The following is a 17,274-nucleotide window of genomic DNA, read 5'->3' as shown; positions in this document are numbered from 1 at the left end:
AGGGTGAGGGTACTGGACACGCTTCGCATCGCAACGCAACCCTCAGCGCCCCTAGGGCCCCGAATCTGCGAAGTGGTCAAAGCATGTGACGGGTCGCACGCTTACGCTGCGTCGGATGCGATGGTCCGATTCGTTTATCCCGACGCTGCGTGATGCGCCCGCAGAGGCTGAGGCCGTGAGCCATCAACTCCTCATCCGGGCCGGCTTCATCCGTCAGCTGCACTCGGGGCACTACAGCCTGTTGCCGCTCGGTCTGCGAGTGCACACCAAGGTGGCCGACATCGTGCGGGCAGAAATGGACGCCATCGGCGCGCAGGAGTTCTTGCTGCCGGCGATGCATCCCGCCGATCTCTGGCGGCGCAGCGGTCGATGGGCGCTCATGGGCTCGGAGATGTTCCGCCTGCGCGATCGCAACGGTGCTGATGTCGTGCTGGGCATGACACACGAGGAAGTCTTCGCAACGCTCGCGGCGGAGATGAGCTCGTATCGGGAACTGCCCCAGACCTGGTACCAGATCCAGACCAAGTTCCGTGACGAACCGCGCCCGCGCAGCGGACTGTTGCGCGTGCGCGAGTTCATGATGAAGGACTCCTACAGCTTCGACATGGACGAAGCGGGTCTGGACGCCTCGTTCGAGGCACACCGCGAGGCCTACTTGCGGATCTTCGAACGTCTCGATCTCGAGGTGATGACCGTGCAGGCCTCCTCGGGCGCCATGGGCGGCGATGCCAGTGTCGAGTTCATGGTGGCGTCGCCCGTAGGTGAGGACGACGTGGCCCGCTGCAGCTCATGCGGGTACCGGGCCAACGTGGAGCGAGCCCTCGCGGCGGTGCCGACCGTCACCGACCCGCCGTCGGTCACCGCACCCGAACGCTTTCCCACTCCAGGGGTTCGCACGATCGATGCGCTCGCCTCCTTCGACGGCGGCGCGCCGGCTGACCGGCAGATCAAGACCATGGTGATGGTCCTCGACGATCAGCTCACCCTCGTGGCCCTGCGGGGCGATCACCAGCTCAACCTGCAGAAGCTGGCCGATTGCAGCGGCGCCACCGATGTGCGACCCGCCACTGCACCCGAGACGCTCGCTCAGCTCGGTGCCAACCCCGGAAGTCTCGGCGCAGTCGGCGTCGACGATCTGCCGGTCTACGCCGATGAAGCGTTGCGCGGCCGTCGGTCCATGACGACCGGAGCCAATGAAGACGACTGGCACCTGCGTGGCGTGGATCCTGAGCGCGACATCATCGATCCGCGTTGGGCCGATCTGCGCGAGGTGTCGGCAGGTGAACCGTGCATCTCCTGCGGCGCTCGGTTGGAGATTGTGCGCTGCATCGAAGCTGGGCACATCTTCAAGCTCGGCCGAAAGTACTCCGAAGCGATGGGCGTGTCGGTGCTCGATACGAATGGTGTCGCCCAGACCCCCATCATGGGCAGCTACGGCATTGGGATCGGGCGGGCGATGGCCGCCGTGGCCGAGACGCATCACGACGAGCGGGGCCTGTACTGGCCCGTCGCCGTCGCCCCGTACGAGGCTGTTGTCACCGTCCTCGACCCGTCTGATGATGCGCAGTCGCAGGCTGGCGAGCAGGTCTACCGGACGCTGAGCGACCACGGTGTCGACTGTCTCTACGACAACCGGCCGCTGCGGCCCGGCGTGAAACTGGCCGATGCCGAGCTCGTGGGTATCCCCTACCGCGTCACGATCGGAGCTCGCAGCTTGGCGCAGGGCAACGTGGAGATCACTGAACGCTCGTCCCGTGACACGCGACTGGCAGTGCTCGCAGTCGCCGGTGCCGAACTCGCTGGAAAGATCCGCGCGAGTCGCCGCTGAGAGCTGCCGGCCGACGGCTCCAGTTGAGCCCGGCGCGATGTTGCCGTATGTAGACGTTTGCGCAAGGTACGTGATACCGTACCGCTGTACCGTTCTGCGGCACAGTTCCACTATGCGGAACAAAGGCTAGGTGGAACAACCCTTCCGCAGGACTCCACGCTAGATGTGGTACAGGCGACCGGGACGGGGGTGCCCGGCACACGTCATGACGATGGCGAGGGGGCAGTGCATGGCCGACGCGGCGACCGTCGACACCGACGATGCTGATGAAGAGATCGATCTCTCAGCCCTTGACGATGACGATCTCATCGCCCAGATGCACGACGATCTCTACGACGGGCTCGGGCCCGAGATCGTGGAGGGCACCGAGCTGTTGCTCGGGCGCGGTTGGGGAGCCGACAAGGTCCTCAATGAAGCGTTGGTCGAGGCCATGCGCATCGTCGGCATCGATTTTCGCGACGGGATCCTGTTCGTCCCTGAGGTACTGCTCGCGGCGAATGCGATGAAGGCCGGCATGGCGCTGCTACGGCCCCTGCTCGCAGAGACCGGTGCCGAGCCCATCGGCAAGATTGTCATCGGCACGGTCAAGGGCGACATCCACGACATCGGTAAGAACCTCGTGGGAATGATGCTCGAAGGCGCGGGTTTCGAAGTCATCGACCTGGGCATCAATACCGATGTCGACCAATTCCTCGCTGCTCTCGACGAACACCGGCCGGACATTTTGGGAATGTCGGCACTGCTCACCACCACGATGCCGTACATGAAGGTCGTAATCGACACGCTCATCGAGCAGGGCTTGCGCGACGACTATCTCGTCATCGTCGGCGGCGCCCCGCTGAACCAGGAATTCGGCGAAGCAGTCGGTGCCGATGCCTACTGCCGCGATGCGGCAGTTGCGTCGGAGACCGCCACTGACCTGATTCGCGTCCGGCGGGCGGCCGCGGCCTGAGATGGCCACCCCCAGCGCTCCCGCGGCGATTCCCAGCAGCAGTTCACCTGCTGCGAGCGGCGTGCATGCGTCGGCCGAACGCATCCTCGTGCTCGCCTGTGGTGCGCTCGTCAACGAATTGCAAGCGATCGTCGGCGTCCACGGTCTCGACCATGTGGATGTGGAGTGCCTGCCCGCCAAGCTGCACAACCGGCCCTCGCTCATCGCTGGAGCCGTGCGCGAGCGCATCGCCCGCCTGCAGGCCGCGGGTCGCACTTATTCCCAGGTGCTGCTCGGCTATGCCGACTGCGGCACCGCTGGCGCTCTCGATGATCTCTGCGAAGAGTTCACGGCGAAGTCTGCGACGGGAGGTGCTCCTGCGGTGTCGCGTATCGAGGGCGCCCACTGCTACGAGTTCTTTGCCACTGCTCAGCGCTTCGCCGAGATGTCCGAGGCCGAACCGGCAACCTTCTACCTCACCGATTACCTCGCCCGGCACTTCGACCTGCTCGTGTGGCGAGGTCTCGGCATCGCCGATCACCCCGAGCTGGCCGAGTTGTACTTCGGCAACTACCAGCGGGTTGTCCTGCTCACGCAGACACCCAACGGCACGGAGCGGGCTCGTATCACCGAGTACGCACGTGCGGGAGCGGAGCGTCTGGGACTTCCGCTGGAGATCGTCGAGACCGGCTACGGCGACCTTGAGACCGCGCTCACCCACGTTGCAGCACCGAGGGGCCGCTCTGTGATTGCCCAGGTGCCCGCGTGACCGACACCGTCATCAGCTCCGCCACGCGTGAAGTCGTCATCGGCTTCGACCGCCCCTTCGTGATGATCGGCGAACGCATCAATCCCACCGGCCGCAAGATGCTCGCAGAGGAAATGCGGTCAGGCGACTTCAGCCGGGTCGAAGCCGATGCGCTCGCTCAGGTTGCTGCGGGTGCCCACCTGCTCGACGTGAATGCCGGAGTGCCGCTGGCCGACGAACCGGCGATGCTCGCCGCTGCGGTCAAGCTGGTCCAGTCCGTCACCGACGTGCCCCTCAGCATCGATTCCTCAGTGATTGAGGCACTCGAAGCCGGCGTCGATGCCTACGTCGGCAAGCCGCTCATCAACTCGGTGACCGGTGAATTCGAGGTCATGGAGCGCATCCTGCCGCTCGTGGCACGAGCCGGGGCAGCCGTTGTCGCGATATCCAACGATGAGACGGGCATCAGTGAAGATCCCGATGTTCGCTTCGAGGTGGCACGACGCATCGTGAACGCAGCGGCCGACTACGGCATCCCGCGTCACGACGTGGTGGTGGATCCTCTGGTGATGCCTATCGGTGCCATGGCGACGGCGGGTCGCCAGGTGTTCCAGCTTGTGCGACGCCTGCGAGACGAACTGGGCGTGAACACCACATGCGGCGCGTCGAATGTGAGCTTCGGCCTGCCCAACCGCAACCTCATCACCGGCACGTTCCTGTCGATGGCGATCGGTGCCGGAATGACCTCAGCCATCATGAACCCGCTCCACCCCGAAGTGAAGGCAGCCGTGATGGCCGGCGATGTCCTGGCGGGCAACGATCGGAACTGCGCAGCCTGGATCTCCGAGTACCGAGATCGCAGTGCCATGGGGGCGAACAACGTTGCCGGCGGCCGAGCAGGCGCCGGCGACCGTCCTCGCCGGCAGGGCGGACGTCGCGCTCGCACTGGTTAGCGAGGTCCCGATGCCACCGGGCCCGTTCCCGCCTGCCGACCTCAGCCCAGGTTCGGTGATTGACGCCGACCGCGCGGCGATCGCAGTGGGCGAAGCGGTGGGTGACGAGGCTGGCGTTGAGACCCTGAGGTGCAATGTGGTGTTCACCCCTTCAGGCCGAGCAGGCACCGTGAGCGCAGGCACAACTGTGCTCGACGCAGCTCGCGACCTCGGAGTGGATCTCGACAGCGTGTGCGGCGGGCGCGGCATCTGCGGCCGCTGCCAGATCGTCCCCTCCATGGGCTCATTCCCGAAGTGGGCCATCACGGCCCGTGCCGACGCTCTCAGCTCGCCGGGCGCAACTGAGACTGCCTATGGGGGCCGTCGACCGCTGGGTGCCGATGCCCGACTCGGTTGCCAGGCCCGTGTGTGCGCCGACCTCGTCGTCGACGTGCCGCCTGAGAGCCAGCTGCACGGCCCTGTGGTGCGCAAATCGATCGATGTCGGCGACATTGCGCTGGACCCGCTGTCGACCTTGCACGCGGTCACCGTGCCGCCGCCGACATTGGACGAGCGCCGTGGTCTCGCTCAGATCGTGATCGACTGTGTGGCCGCCGAATGGGGTGTTCGTCTCGCTGGGATCCTGCCCGGGGCGCTTGCGGAGCTCCACGCGTCGGTCGCCGCGGGCACTCCCGACGATGCCGGCAACCGGCTGGTCACGGTTGCCGTTCGTTGGAGCGGGCCAGAACCGTCGGAGCGCAACGGAATGGTGGCAGCGGTCTGGCCCGGAGTCGTGACCGCAGCACTCGGTGTTGCCATCGACATCGGCTCGACGACCGTCGCGGGCCATCTGACCGACCTTCACAGCGGCGAAGTGCTGGCCTCGGCAGGCCGGATGAATCCCCAGATACGCCTGGGCGAGGACCTGATGAGCCGGGTGTCGTACGTGATGATGAACCCCGGAGGGGCGCCCGAGCTCACCGCGCTCGTTCGCGACGCCCTCGCAGCGCTGATCGCCGAGTTGTGCGCAGACGCCGGCTTGGAGCCGGCCTCGGTGCTGGAGGTCGTGCTTGTCGGCAACCCGATCATGATCCACATAGCGCTCGGCATCGACCCGACCCCACTCGGGCAGGCTCCGTTCACCCTGGCGACCGACGCCGCCGTCGAGCTCGACGGATCCGAGTTGGACCTGCCATGCTCAGCGGCTCGGGTCTACGTCGGGCCGGCAATCGCCGGGCACGTGGGCGCGGATGCCGCAGCAGCGGTGCTCGCCGGCGGACCGCACCGAGATGAGGCAATCACACTCCTGGTGGACGTGGGCACGAACGCCGAGATCGTGCTGGGCAGCTCGAACGGACTGTGGGCAGCCTCCAGCCCGACCGGTCCCGCGTTCGAGGGAGCGCAGATCAGCTGCGGCCAGCGAGCGACACCGGGGGCGATCGAACGGGTACGCATCGATCCGACGACGTGGACGCCCCGCGTGCGCGTCATCGGCTGCGACCTGTGGTCCGACGAACCCGGCTTCGCCGAGGCGATCGAGCGGCAGGTGGCCGCCGGTTCTCGCAGTGCTGCTGCAGGGGTGACTGGGATCTGCGGCTCCGGGATCATCGAAGTCATCGCCGAGATGTATCTCGCGGGCGTGCTCTGCGCCGATGGGGTCATCGTGGCGCCGCCGAGCGGGGGCGAGCGGGCAACCCGGGTGATCTCCGAGGGCCGCACGTCGTCGTTCGTGCTGTACGAGCCGCCCGAAGGCACCGGCGGCCCGACCATCACCATCACCCAGAACGATGTCCGGGCGATCCAGCTGGCAAAGGCAGCACTGCGCGCCGGCATCGATCTGCTGTGTGAGCGTGCCGGCATCGCAGCACCCGATCGTGTGCAGCTCGCTGGAGCGTTCGGCGCACACATCGATCCGGTGCGGGCGATGGTGCTCGGCCTCATCGGCGACTGCGACCCGGACGCAGTGTGCTCTGTCGGGAACGCTGCGGGCACGGGGGCAGTTCGAGCGCTGCTGTCAGGCAGTCAACGCGCCGAGATGGAACGGGTGGTCCGCGACATCCGCAAGATCGAGACCGCTACCGAGCCCCGTTTCCAGGAGCTCTTCGTGGCAGCCATGGCGCTCCCCCACGCCACAGCCCCCTCTCCGAGGCTCTCGACGGTCATTGAGCTGCCGGAACGAACGGACCCCGGTGCCTCCGGTGGCGCACGCTCTGATCGATCCCCACGCCGCTCCCGGCAGCGACGGCGGCGATGAGTGAAGGTAGGTCTGCAGTAGAAGGTTCTGCAGTGGAAGGCAAAAAGCAACGATGACTGAACGAACACGACGGCGAGGAGGCGGGCGGGCGGCCCGCCAGGCTCTGCGGGCGGCCAGTGACGAAGTCACGTACACCCACCTGACCCGCAGGCTGGCCCCGGTCAGTGTGCTGGACTCCGAAGGTCTGGCCCAGATTGAGGCGAATGCCGAGACGATCCTGTCCGAGGTTGGTATCGCCTTTCAGGAATTCCCTCGCGCCTTAGAGCTGTGGCGCGAAGCGGGTGCCGATGTTGATGGGGAGCTCGTCCGCTTTCCACGCGGTCTGTGCCGGCAGATCGTTCAGGACAACGCGCCCTCGGAATACATTCAGCACGCCCGCAACCCGGCTCGATCCGTGCCGATCGGCGGCGATGCGACGGTCTTTGCCCCGAATTACGGATCGCCGTTCGTGACCGACCTCGACAAAGGACGTCGCTACGCCACGCTCGAAGACTTCGAGAACGTGGTGAAGCTGACGTGGATGCTCCCCCACCTGCACCACAGCGGCGGCACCGTGTGCGAGCCGGTGGACGTGCCGGTGAACAAGCGCCATCTCGACATGGTGTATTCCCACCTGCGGTACAGCGACAAGCCGCTCATGGGTTCGGTCACCGCGGCCAAGCGAGCCGAGGACTCGGTCGAGCTGTGCCGTATTGCGTTCGGCGGCGACCTGGGCGACCGCGCGGTGCTGACGAGCCTCATCAATGCATCGTCGCCCCTGCGCTGGGATGCCACCATGCTCGGTGCAGCGGAGGTCTACGCGCAGCACAACCAGGCGTGCGTGATCTCGCCGTTCATCCTGGCCGGGGCCATGTCGCCGGTGACGGTGGCCGCGCTCGCGGCGCAGTGCCTGGCCGAGGCGTTGTCGGGCATGGCGTTCTGCCAGCTGGTGCGCCCGGGCGCGCCGGTGATCTTCGGAACGTTTGCCTCGTCGATGTCGATGGCGACCGGAGCCCCGACCTTCGGCACGCCCGAGGCAGGTCTGGCCATCTACGTCATGGCGGAGCTCGCCCGGCGCCTCGGACTGCCCTTCCGTTCAGGCGGGCAGTTCACGTCGTCCAAGGCTCCCGATGCACAGGCTGCCTACGAATCGGCATCCACGCTGCTGCCCACGATGGCAGCGGGCGTGAACTTCGTGCTGCATGCAGCGGGTTGGCTTGAGGGCGGCCTGGCCCTGAGCTACGAGAAGCTCATCATGGATGCCGACCAGCTCGGAATGATGGAGGTCTACGCCAAGGGCATCGACATGTCGCCCAACGGGCAGGCCGTCGAAGCGTTCCTCACGAACCCTCACGGCAATCATTTCCTGGGACACCCGCACACGCTGGAGAACTTCGAGTCGGCCTTCTACCAGTCCTCCATCGCAGACAACAACAGCTTCGAGCGTTGGTCAGACGACGGCTCGCTCGACGCAGCCCAACGCGCCAATGCGGTGTGGAAGCAGATGCTGGCCGACTACGAGCCGCCGCCGATCGACGACGCCATCGACGCAGAGCTCCGCGACTACATCGCCCGCCGCAAGGCCACCGAACCCGACGCCCTCGTCTGATCCTTCCTCGCGCCCAGTCGACGTCACACGCCCAAGAAGTCTGCGGCCGCCACAGTCGCGCGCGTCTGCGGACTCAGAGGAATTGACAATGAGCCTGCTGGGTACGCACCGCGAGTTCACCGTGTACGACGGTCCAGCGATCAGTACGGTGCGGGCGGGTGGATGGCAAGGAGATTCTCATCGTCGCTGGCCCCAACGGCGCCGGCAAAACAACCTTCGCGCTCGACTTCTTGAACGTCGAGGCGCGTGGCCTGGCCTTCGTGAACGCCGACCTCATCGCCGCAGGCCTGGCACCGATGGAACCGTGGCACGCCGATATACGTGCGGGCCGCTTGATGCTGACCGAACTCGACCGGCTTGCGGCGGAGGGCCGCAGTTTCGCCTTCGAGACCACGCTGTCAGGGCGCGGCTATCTCCGCAAGATCCGTCGATGGCGCAGCGACGGCTACCGGGTCAGGCTGGTTTTCCTCTCGCTGCCGTCAATCGACGACGCCATCGCTCGGGTTCAGCTGCGCGTCTCCCGCGGCGGGCACAACGTTCCGGAGGATGTCATTCAAAGGCGCTTCCGCGCAGGCTTCGACAATTTCCGACGCGAGTACTCCGCTATGGTTGATGAGTGGATACTCTTTGACAATCAAAGAGACGAACCCCGGGTTCTCGAATGGAGCATCCGCATTGACTGAAGCAGCCACAGCGAATGCAGCGGGTCAACTTGGCGGCGACCCGAGCAGCAACGGCAACGGTCTTCCCTCAGGGGACGAGTTCATTGCGAGTGTCACCAGGTCACTCATCCGGGCAGCGAAACAGGCGCATCTGATCGCCTACCAGACAGGCACGGGCGTGGCCTATTCGCGCGACGGCGTGTTCGGCGTGTACAAGCCCGACCCAGCGATGTACGAAGACCTCATCCCGCCTCCTTTCGAAGACGAACGGGTGCTGCACGTCGAATCCTGAATCTGGTGCGGGGCGCTGGGCATCGATGCTCGAGGCGGCCCTCGCGCTGTCACGTGCGACTGCGGACAGACCGCTTTCGGCGAGCTGAGACAGCTCAGGACGCGACGACGGCGGTGACGCCTACCACGGCCGCGGCGATGCCGATGGCCTGGCGCACGTTGATGGGATCGTTGTAGACAGCCCGGCCGACCAGGACGCTCATCACCGGGAACATGGACGCGCCCACGACAGTTGCCGGTGGGTCGAACCAGATGCCGACGATGTAGAAGATGGTGGCACCGGCGCTAGCGATTCCCGTCAGCACGGCGTAGCCCATCACCTCGGGCGGAGGCAGTGCCGGCAATCGGCGGATCGCAACCAGCGCAGCCATGGCCGCCACCGAGGAGAGCCGTTGCCCGACTCCCGGCCAGGCACCCGAGCTCTCGGAGAGGTCCACCAGGATCCCGAGTCCCACCCCGTACGCGAGACCCGACACCAGTGCCCATGCCGTTCCGGTCGCCACGTGAGTACCGCGGGTGCCCCCGGCGGTCACCAGTCCAAGGCCTCCGAAAGCCACCGCTGCGCCGACGATGGCGATGAGCGGCGGATCGTGGCCTCGCAGCGTGGTGTAAGCGAACGGGATGACGGCTGACAGCGTGGCGACGATCGGTGCAGCCACTGCCGACCCGGCCCGATCCAGCGATGTGTAGTAGCAGGCAAGACCCGTGCCCAAGCCGACGCCCGAGACCAGGCCGCGCAGGAAGTCGTCGCTGGCGAACGATCCTGGAACGAAGGGCACAATTGCGAGCGAGATGATCGCTGCGGTGCCCTGAAACGTGATCATCGCCGAGAGGACGTGGCACCGCAACACCACACGGCGTCCGAACAGGTCGCTGGTACCGATGCTCACTGAGGTGAGCAGACCGAACAGTGCCCCCATTGATCCTGCCTAGGGCCGTTGCGCCATCACCGGCGCCGGCGCAGCAGCGAAGCCACCGCAGCGGAGGCCCGTGCCGGGATCGGGAGGAACTGGCCTTGCTGTGCCACGGTCGGACCGGCAACGAGCAGCATGCGGGCAGCGACGAACACTGCGACCGCGACATACGCCGCCGCCATGACGAAGTAGAACGCGTTGAGCGTGACCGACATAGCGATTGCCGCACAGATCGGGCCCACCGTGGCGCCGACCCCGTTCATGCGCACCAGCACAGCGCTGGCTCCGGCTCGCTGGGAACCCCGAAGCCAGTCGTTTGTCTGTGCCACTGCCATCGAATAGATCGGGTACGCGAACGCTCCCATCACTCCCATGACGACGATGCCTGCGAAGCCTCGCTCGTCGAGAGCGAGCATGACGAGACAGGCAGCGCCGGCAATCGAAGCTGCTGCCACGATGACGATGCGCCGAGGCACGCGATCTGAGAGGCGGCCGAGCGGGATCTGCCCGAACAAGCTGCCGATCATCGGGGCTGCAACGAACAACGCGACCTGAAGCGGCGACAATCCCCTCGATGCGGCGTACACCGACCCGATGCCGGAGATGGATCCCAGAGCGGCGCCGACCAGGAACGCCACCACCACGCCGGTAGGTGCGGTCCCCATGAGCGTCCGCAGGCCGACTGATTCATGCTCCATCACCGGCGGGTTGGCAGATGCGGACAGCGACATCGGCACCAGCGCCAGCGAGACCAGCACGGAGACCACCGCGAAGAGGGCGAAGCCGTTGGTGTCGGCGACGGCCACCAAGAGCTGGCCCGCGGCAATGGCACCCATCGTGATGACCATGTAACGGGCCACCATCCGACCGCGATTCTCATTGGTCGCCAGCTCGTTCAGCCACGTCTCGGCAACGACGATCAACGCGGCAAAGCACACCCCCCACATAAAGCGACATGCACCCCAGGTCAGTGGGTTGACGAAGACCGCCTGCACGAGCACGACGCTGCTGCCGGCCGATGCCCCCGCAGCGAAAACGCGTACGTGACCGACCTGACGCAGGAGATGAGGAGCCAACGCGGAGCCCGCCAGAAAGCCGACGAAGTTCATCGCCATGACCAAACCTGCAACGGTCGAACCGAAGTCTTCCGAGGTGGCCCGAACTCCCAGCAAGGTGTTCTGCAGTCCGTTGCCGGCCATCAGGAGCGCGATGCCGGCAAAGAGGGCTGTGCTGCGGGCGGTGTGTGAAGCGAGAGCCGGGCCGCCCACGTGGGGTTCAGCGACTGTTGCGCGGGCGATCTGGGGAACATGGCCAGTTGCCATCTCATGTGCGCGGTGGAGGGCACGTTCGCGTCGGCTGATCCGTAGCGTCGTCGATGCGCCGCCTTCGGCGCCTGTACCGGATGCGCCGCCTTCGGCGCCTGGGGTCGGCTCGTTCGCCGACACCTGTGGCTAGTGCTCCGCTGTGTCAGTCGTCGGTGGCTCGAAGGCCGGCGCGTGTACGTACTGCCAGCCGAATCGACCCTTGATGCACAGGTGACCGCTCGTCACCGAGTGATCCGCGGGCGACATCACCTTGACGATCTGCTTGTCTTGTACATGCAGTTCGAGATTGCATCCCACGCCGCAGTAAGAGCACACGGTACGGGTGACGGACTGGTCGTCGGGGCGCCACTCCCCCACTGCGCGCAGATCGAACTCGCTCCGAAATTGCAGCGCCCCCGTCGGGCACACCGCAACGCAGTTGCCGCAATAGACACACGCACTCTCGGGCAGTTCGACGTCGTACTCGGTACGGATACGGGCATCGAAGCCACGCCCGGCCACGGCGATGGCGAAGGTGTGCTGGGCGTCGTCTCCGCAGGCTTCGACGCACTTGTAACACAGCACGCAGCGGTCGTACGCGCGGATGTACAGGTCGTCCTGGATGCGGACGGGATCGTCGACATGGGCGGGTCCCGAGGGGGCGTCGTCTCCCAGAGCCGAGCTGTACCGACCAGGGTCGGCGCCGTAGTGCTGCGACCATGAGTTGATCTCGGGTGCCTGGCTGAGGTCGTTGGCAGAGCCCAGGAACTCCAGCACCATGCGCCGGCTGTGACGCACCCGCTCGGAGTCCGTGCTGATCGCCATGCCGTCTTCGGCGGGTCGAGAGCAGGCGGGCACCAATGTGCGCGACCCCTCGAGTTCCACGACGCAGACACGGCAGACGTTGACCGGGGTCAGATTGGGGGCCCAGCAGATGGTGGGCGTCTCCACTCCGGCTTCGGTGCAGGCGGCCAGAATCGTCTCACCCGCGGGCACCGTGACCTCACGGCCGTCGATGCTCAGCGTGACAGGCGTCTCATCAACGTTCTCACCGGATGCGTTCATGCTTGATCGTCTCCTAGCAGACCGAGCCGCATCGCCGAGAGCACCGCGGAAGCCGCCGTGTGGCCGAGACCGCAGATGGACGCATCGCCCATGGCGGTGGCGATGTCCCCCAGCAGTTCGCGCTGGGGGTCCGTCGGCGCGCCAGCCACGCGGATCTGCGTCACCAGCTCGTGCTGACGGACGGTGCCCACGCGGCACGGCACGCACTGGCCGCACGACTCATCCCGGAAGAACTTGGCCAGTCGCTCGATCACGGCGCCCATCTCGGCGGTGTCGTTGAAGACCATCACCGGGCCTGAGCCGAGCGTCGTGCCCGCGGCACGCGTGTCCTCCAGCGAAAGCGGCAGATCGGTGGCGTCGGGTCCGACGAAGCTGCCCGCAGCGCCGCCCAGCAGGACTGCCTGCAGCGTGCCTTGCACGCCACCGGCCAGCGTCAGCAATTCACCCAGGGTCATCCCGAAGGGAGTTTCATAGAGCCCTGGTCTGCCGACGTGTCCGGACAGGCAGAACAGCTTCGTACCCGGCGAACCCTCGGTTCCCATACTGCGATACGCCTCGGGGCCGATTCGCAGGATCTCGCTCACGTTGAGCAGCGTCTCAGGGTTGTTCACGACCGTGGGACGGCCGAATAGCCCGTGCGTGGTGGGGAACGGCGGCTTGTTGCGAGGCTCTCCCCGGAATCCCTCGAGCGAGTTGAACAGAGCGGTCTCCTCGCCGCAGATGTAGGCACCGGCACCTCGGCGCAACTCGATGTCGAAGCGCTGGCCCGATCGCGCCGCATCGTCGCCCAGCCAGCCCGCGGACCGAGCCTGCGCGATGGCGTGCCGCAGACGCTGCGTGGCCAGCGGGTACTCCCCCCGGATATAGATCCAGCCCTGCTCAGCGCCCACGACTAAGCCGGCGACAGTGATGGATTCCACGATCGCCAGGGGGTCCAGTTCGCACAGCAAGCGATCCTTGAACGTGCCGGGCTCGGACTCGTCGATGTTGGCCACGACGTGCTTGGGGCCGTCCCCGTCAGCCACCGCCCGCCACTTGATGCCGGTGGGAAACGCCGCTCCGCCCCGGCCGGACAGCCCAGCGGCGCTGACCTGTGAGATCACCTCGTCAGGTCCGAGGCGCAGCGCTGCGTCGAGTGCTGCACCTCCACCGCGGTCCTGGTAGGCCTCCATCGAGGTGAACTCATCTGGGCCCCAATGGCGTCCCACCAGGTGTCGCAGCAAGCTGGGCGCCTCAGGGGTTGAAGCGGTGACGCTCACCAGCAGCGAGTCAGGGCCGCCGTCGTCAGCCGGCACTCGATCGGGTTCACGGCGACCCTGGATGAACACCGCCGGAGCGCGTTCGCATTGCCCAAGGCACGGCCCTTCGTGGACCGCGTGGCCCTGAGAGCGGAGATGCTCTGCCAACGGTGCCGCGCCGGCGAGTGCGCAGATCGGGTCGACGCAGACGTGGCGGACGCTGAGCTCGTGAGATGGGGCGTCGGTGCGGAACATCTCGTAGAAGGTGGCCACCCCGTAGGCCTCAGCCGGCGGCACACCCAGCGTGCGACCCACAAAGTTCAGACCGCCCGGCGAGATCCACCCCGCCTCTCGTTGAAGGGTATGCAGGGCGGGCAGCAACAGGTGCCGCATCTGCTTGCGGCGGCGTGTGCCTCCCCGTACGAGACGGGGGTGATCTACCACGACGGCTCCATCGCCGACATCGGTAACGCTGAGCGCGGCCATTACCGCTCGTCGTTCCGATGCGGTGGGTTCCGCATCGGAGAAGAACAGGTCAGCCACCAGCGCCACCTGCCGCAGCAACTGGGCTTGATGCGTCGCCTGCGGCGGCTGGGTTCAATGCGCCGCCTGCGGCGGCTGGGTCCAATGCGCCGCCTGCGGCGTCCGGGCCGGATCTCCGCGGGTCGATGCGTACCGCTGCAGCCTTGAATTCGGCTGTCCCGCTGCGCGCGTCCCAGGCGTCATTGGTGAGCAGGTTCGAATCGACCAGATCCGGGAAATGGAACGTCGTGAACACCAGGCCGGTGGGCAGGCGATCGGTGACGTGCACCTCCATGTCCACCGAACCGCGGGGCGAGCTCACCCGGACCGCATCGCCTTCGGCAATCCCGAGATCTGCCGCGTCGGCGGGACTCACTTCGATCGCGTCGCCGGATCGGATCGGCGAGGAATAACCGGCTGACTGCGCGCCCGTGTTGTACGAGTCGAGGACCCGGCCGGTGGTCAGGCGCAGCGGGAACTGCTCGCTCAATACCTCGGCGGGCGGGCGGTGTGTGACGACCGAGAACGGCGCAGGAGCGTGACCCCCCAGATCTGGCTCCCAGAGCCACTCGTGGAGGAACTCCGTGCCCGGATGGTCCTCGTCGGGACACGGCCACCGCAGGCCGCCGCTTTCGGTGAGCCGCTCCCAGCTCATGCCGCCGTGCAGCGGCGACAGCGACCGCAGCTCGTCCCAAAGTCCTTCTGGCGAGGTGGTGGGCCACTGCGCCCCCATGTGCAACGCCAAGTCGCTGATGATGCGCACATCGTCGCGTGCATCACCTTGCGGCGGCACTGCGGCTCGCACCCGCTGGACACGGCGTTCCGAGGACGTCACCGTGCCCTCGCTGGATGCCCAGCCCGCTGCCGCAGGCAGGACCACATCGGCCATGCGGGCGGTATGTGTCAGCGAGATGTCCTGCACGATGAGCAGATCGAGCCCCTCGAGCAGCTTGCGGGCGTGCGCCACGTTGGCCTCAGAGTCGGCTGGGTTCTCCCCGATGACGTACAGGGCTCGAAGCTCACCTTCTTCCATGGCTTCGAACATCAAAGTGAGATGCTTGCCGGGTACAGGGTTCAGCTCGCAGCCCCACGTGCTCTCGAACTTCGCCCGGGCCTGCGGATCGACGAGCGGCTGGAATCCAGGCAGACGGTCTGGCAACGCGCCCATGTCACCGCCGCCCTGAACGTTGTTCTGGCCTCGCAAGGGCACGAGGCCCGAGCCGCGGCGACCGACGTGACCAGTGAGCAGAGCCAGGTTGCACAGCGAGAGCACGTTCTCGACCGCCGTGTGATGTTCGGTGATGCCCAGCGTCCACAGGATCTGCGCTCGGGGAGCAGTGGCGTATGCATATGCCATGTCTGCAATGGCCTGAGCCGGCACGCCAGTCAGCCGCTCGCCTTCGTCGAGCGTGAACGGTTCGACCGATGCCGCGAAGGCATCGAAGCCCGTGGTCGCATGGTCGATGAAGGACTGGTTGTGCAGGCCCTCGGCAATGATCTCGCGGGCCATGGTGTTCGCCAGAGCGATATCGGTACCCACGTCGAGACCCAGCCACACGTCCGCAAACTCGGCCGAGGAGGTGCGGCGGGGATCCACCGCATACATTTCGGCTCCGTTGTCGAGGCCTCGCAACAGATGGTGGAAGAAGATCGGGTGCGCCTCGCGAGCGTTCGATCCCCACAGCAGGATCACATCGGCCTCGTGGATCTCTTGGTAGGAACTTGTCCCGCCTCCGAGACCGAACACCGTCGCCAGACCGACGACAGAAGGCGCGTGTCAGGTGCGATTACAGGAGTCGATGTTGTTGGACTTCAGCACCGTTCGCATGAACTTCTGGGCTGCATAGTTCATCTCGTTCGTGCTCTTCGAGCATGAGAACATGCCGACGCCACCGGCACCGTGTTGCTGCGTGGCCGCCGCCAAGCCCGTTGCGGCACGGTCGAGCGCGTCGTTCCAGCTCACAGGCCGCAGGACGCCGCCGTCGCGAACCAGCGGCGTGTCGAGCCGGGGCAACGATCGGTTGCGGTTCCTCAATCGTGAGTTGATCCGCTGTGGCATCAGCCTTCCCCCCAATGGATGACCCCGTCGCGCGCTCGGCCCCGATAGTAGGACGCGGACACGTCACCGTCCGTCACCTGTGTCCCGATTTGTTCCACAGAGCAGAACAGTTCCACAATACGGTACAAAATGGCGGTCAGGAGACGGGCCTGTGTCGCACGCGGGGTACGGTGGTGAGAGTGCAGTCCATCTCTCGTGCGTTTGCGGTGCTGCGCGCGCTGGCCGTCGGGCCGCAGGGCGTCACCGACGTTGCGGACAGCGTCGGACTGCCCAAGAGCACGGTGGCGCGACTGCTGACATCGCTTGAAGCCGTCGGTGCGGTCGCTCAGGACGACACCGGCGGCGACTACCGGATCGGGCAAGGGCTCATCGACATCATCGGTGCTGCTGGTGACGACCGAGGTCTGCTGGCTGCGGCGCGCCCACACCTGCACAGCCTGGTCAACCAGATCGGCGAGACGGCGGGAGTGAGCGTTCGTGCGGACCGGACGGTCTATTACCTCGACCAGGTCGAACCCGAATCTGAAGTGCAGGTGCGCTCGTGGATCGGTGAGTACTGCCCATTGCACCTGGTGCCCTCGGGACTGGTCTACCTGGCGCATCTCAGTCCCGAGTCCTTGGAGGAGTACCTCGCAGGCGGCCTCGAGGCGACGACCGCGAACAGCGTGGTCGACCCAGACGCGTTGCGGACCCGGCTGGTGCAGATCGCCAGCGCGGGCTATGTCTGGGTGTACGAGGAGTTCGCCGCCGGCATCAACTCGGCGGCGGCACCGGTGCTGAATGAGGAAGGCACCGCGGTGGCGGCGCTGCACGTGCATGGCCCCGCCTACCGGTTCCCCGATCCGAACCGCACCCACGACATCGGCCTCATGCTGATCGCGGCGGCATCGAATCTGGCCGAGCACCTCGCCGGCCGGGCACCCCTGTCGATGTGAAGC

Annotated in this window: 14 protein-coding genes; 9 read left to right on the top strand and 5 right to left on the bottom strand. The window is 66.3% G+C overall.

The window, feature by feature from the left end:
• The first annotated feature begins 115 nt into the window (after positions 1-115).
• The 8 genes from ACOQPH_RS06140 to ACOQPH_RS06105 all read left to right on the top strand — a co-directional run bounded on the left by ACOQPH_RS06140 (position 116) and on the right by ACOQPH_RS06105 (position 9,235).
• On the top strand, positions 116-1,828 hold the full coding sequence (locus ACOQPH_RS06140; RefSeq protein WP_420623838.1) for a proline--tRNA ligase: 1,713 nt from the start codon (positions 116-118) through the stop codon (positions 1,826-1,828).
• Between the two features lie 229 nt (positions 1,829-2,057).
• A complete protein-coding gene (locus ACOQPH_RS06135) occupies positions 2,058-2,780 on the top strand; it encodes a corrinoid protein (protein ID WP_420623837.1) in 723 nt (240 codons plus the stop codon).
• A 1-nt stretch (position 2,781) separates the two neighbouring features.
• The gene (locus ACOQPH_RS06130; RefSeq protein WP_420623836.1) at positions 2,782-3,528 is read left to right on the top strand and encodes a DUF1638 domain-containing protein; all 747 of its coding nucleotides are present in this window, start codon (positions 2,782-2,784) and stop codon (positions 3,526-3,528) included.
• Positions 3,525-4,460: a dihydropteroate synthase gene (locus tag ACOQPH_RS06125; protein WP_420623835.1), complete on the top strand. Its 936-nt coding sequence runs from the start codon at positions 3,525-3,527 to the stop codon at positions 4,458-4,460. The genes ACOQPH_RS06130 and ACOQPH_RS06125 overlap by 4 nt, the downstream gene beginning before the upstream one ends.
• Before the next feature lie 10 nt (positions 4,461-4,470).
• Positions 4,471-6,693, top strand: coding sequence for an ASKHA domain-containing protein (locus ACOQPH_RS06120; protein ID WP_420623834.1), 2,223 nt, complete (start codon positions 4,471-4,473; stop codon positions 6,691-6,693).
• Between the two features lie 52 nt (positions 6,694-6,745).
• Complete coding sequence (locus tag ACOQPH_RS06115) at positions 6,746-8,281, top strand: trimethylamine methyltransferase family protein (RefSeq protein ID WP_420623833.1); 1,536 nt, start codon at positions 6,746-6,748, stop codon at positions 8,279-8,281.
• A 158-nt stretch (positions 8,282-8,439) separates the two neighbouring features.
• Entirely contained in the window at positions 8,440-8,964 is a 525-nt protein-coding gene (locus ACOQPH_RS06110; RefSeq protein WP_419553233.1) for an AAA family ATPase, read from the top strand.
• The gene (locus ACOQPH_RS06105; RefSeq protein WP_419553232.1) at positions 8,957-9,235 is read left to right on the top strand and encodes a hypothetical protein; all 279 of its coding nucleotides are present in this window, start codon (positions 8,957-8,959) and stop codon (positions 9,233-9,235) included. The genes ACOQPH_RS06110 and ACOQPH_RS06105 overlap by 8 nt, the downstream gene beginning before the upstream one ends.
• 94 nt (positions 9,236-9,329) lie before the next feature.
• Here ACOQPH_RS06105 and ACOQPH_RS06100 read toward each other — a convergent pair whose 3' ends face one another.
• The 5 genes from ACOQPH_RS06100 to ACOQPH_RS06080 all read right to left on the bottom strand — a co-directional run bounded on the left by ACOQPH_RS06100 (position 9,330) and on the right by ACOQPH_RS06080 (position 16,336).
• Positions 9,330-10,154, bottom strand: coding sequence for an EamA family transporter (locus ACOQPH_RS06100; RefSeq protein ID WP_420623832.1), 825 nt, complete (start codon positions 10,152-10,154; stop codon positions 9,330-9,332).
• Between the two features lie 26 nt (positions 10,155-10,180).
• Positions 10,181-11,470, bottom strand: coding sequence for an MFS transporter (locus ACOQPH_RS06095; RefSeq protein ID WP_420623831.1), 1,290 nt, complete (start codon positions 11,468-11,470; stop codon positions 10,181-10,183).
• Between the two features lie 129 nt (positions 11,471-11,599).
• Positions 11,600-12,517, bottom strand: a complete 918-nt coding sequence (locus tag ACOQPH_RS06090) for a 2Fe-2S iron-sulfur cluster-binding protein (RefSeq protein WP_420623830.1) — start codon at positions 12,515-12,517, stop codon at positions 11,600-11,602.
• On the bottom strand, positions 12,514-14,241 hold the full coding sequence (locus ACOQPH_RS06085) for an NADH-ubiquinone oxidoreductase-F iron-sulfur binding region domain-containing protein (protein WP_420624317.1): 1,728 nt from the start codon (positions 14,239-14,241) through the stop codon (positions 12,514-12,516). Before ACOQPH_RS06085 ends, ACOQPH_RS06090 begins: the two co-directional genes overlap by 4 nt.
• 49 nt (positions 14,242-14,290) lie before the next feature.
• Entirely contained in the window at positions 14,291-16,336 is a 2,046-nt protein-coding gene (locus tag ACOQPH_RS06080; protein WP_420623829.1) for a molybdopterin oxidoreductase family protein, read from the bottom strand.
• Positions 16,337-16,515: 179 nt separating this feature from the next.
• On the opposite strand from ACOQPH_RS06080, the gene ACOQPH_RS06075 reads away from it, so the two are divergent.
• Positions 16,516-17,271 carry an IclR family transcriptional regulator gene (locus ACOQPH_RS06075; RefSeq protein WP_420623828.1) on the top strand — a complete coding sequence of 252 codons (756 nt, stop codon included), beginning with the start codon at positions 16,516-16,518 and terminating at the stop codon, positions 17,269-17,271.
• The last annotated feature ends 3 nt before the right edge of the window (positions 17,272-17,274 follow it).

The sequence above is a fragment of the Candidatus Poriferisodalis sp. genome (assembly GCF_965221945.1).
GTDB lineage: Bacteria > Actinomycetota > Acidimicrobiia > Acidimicrobiales > Poriferisodalaceae > Poriferisodalis.
The sequence above is the reverse complement of the archived record's forward strand: the minus strand, read 5'-3'. Positions and strand labels throughout refer to the sequence as shown.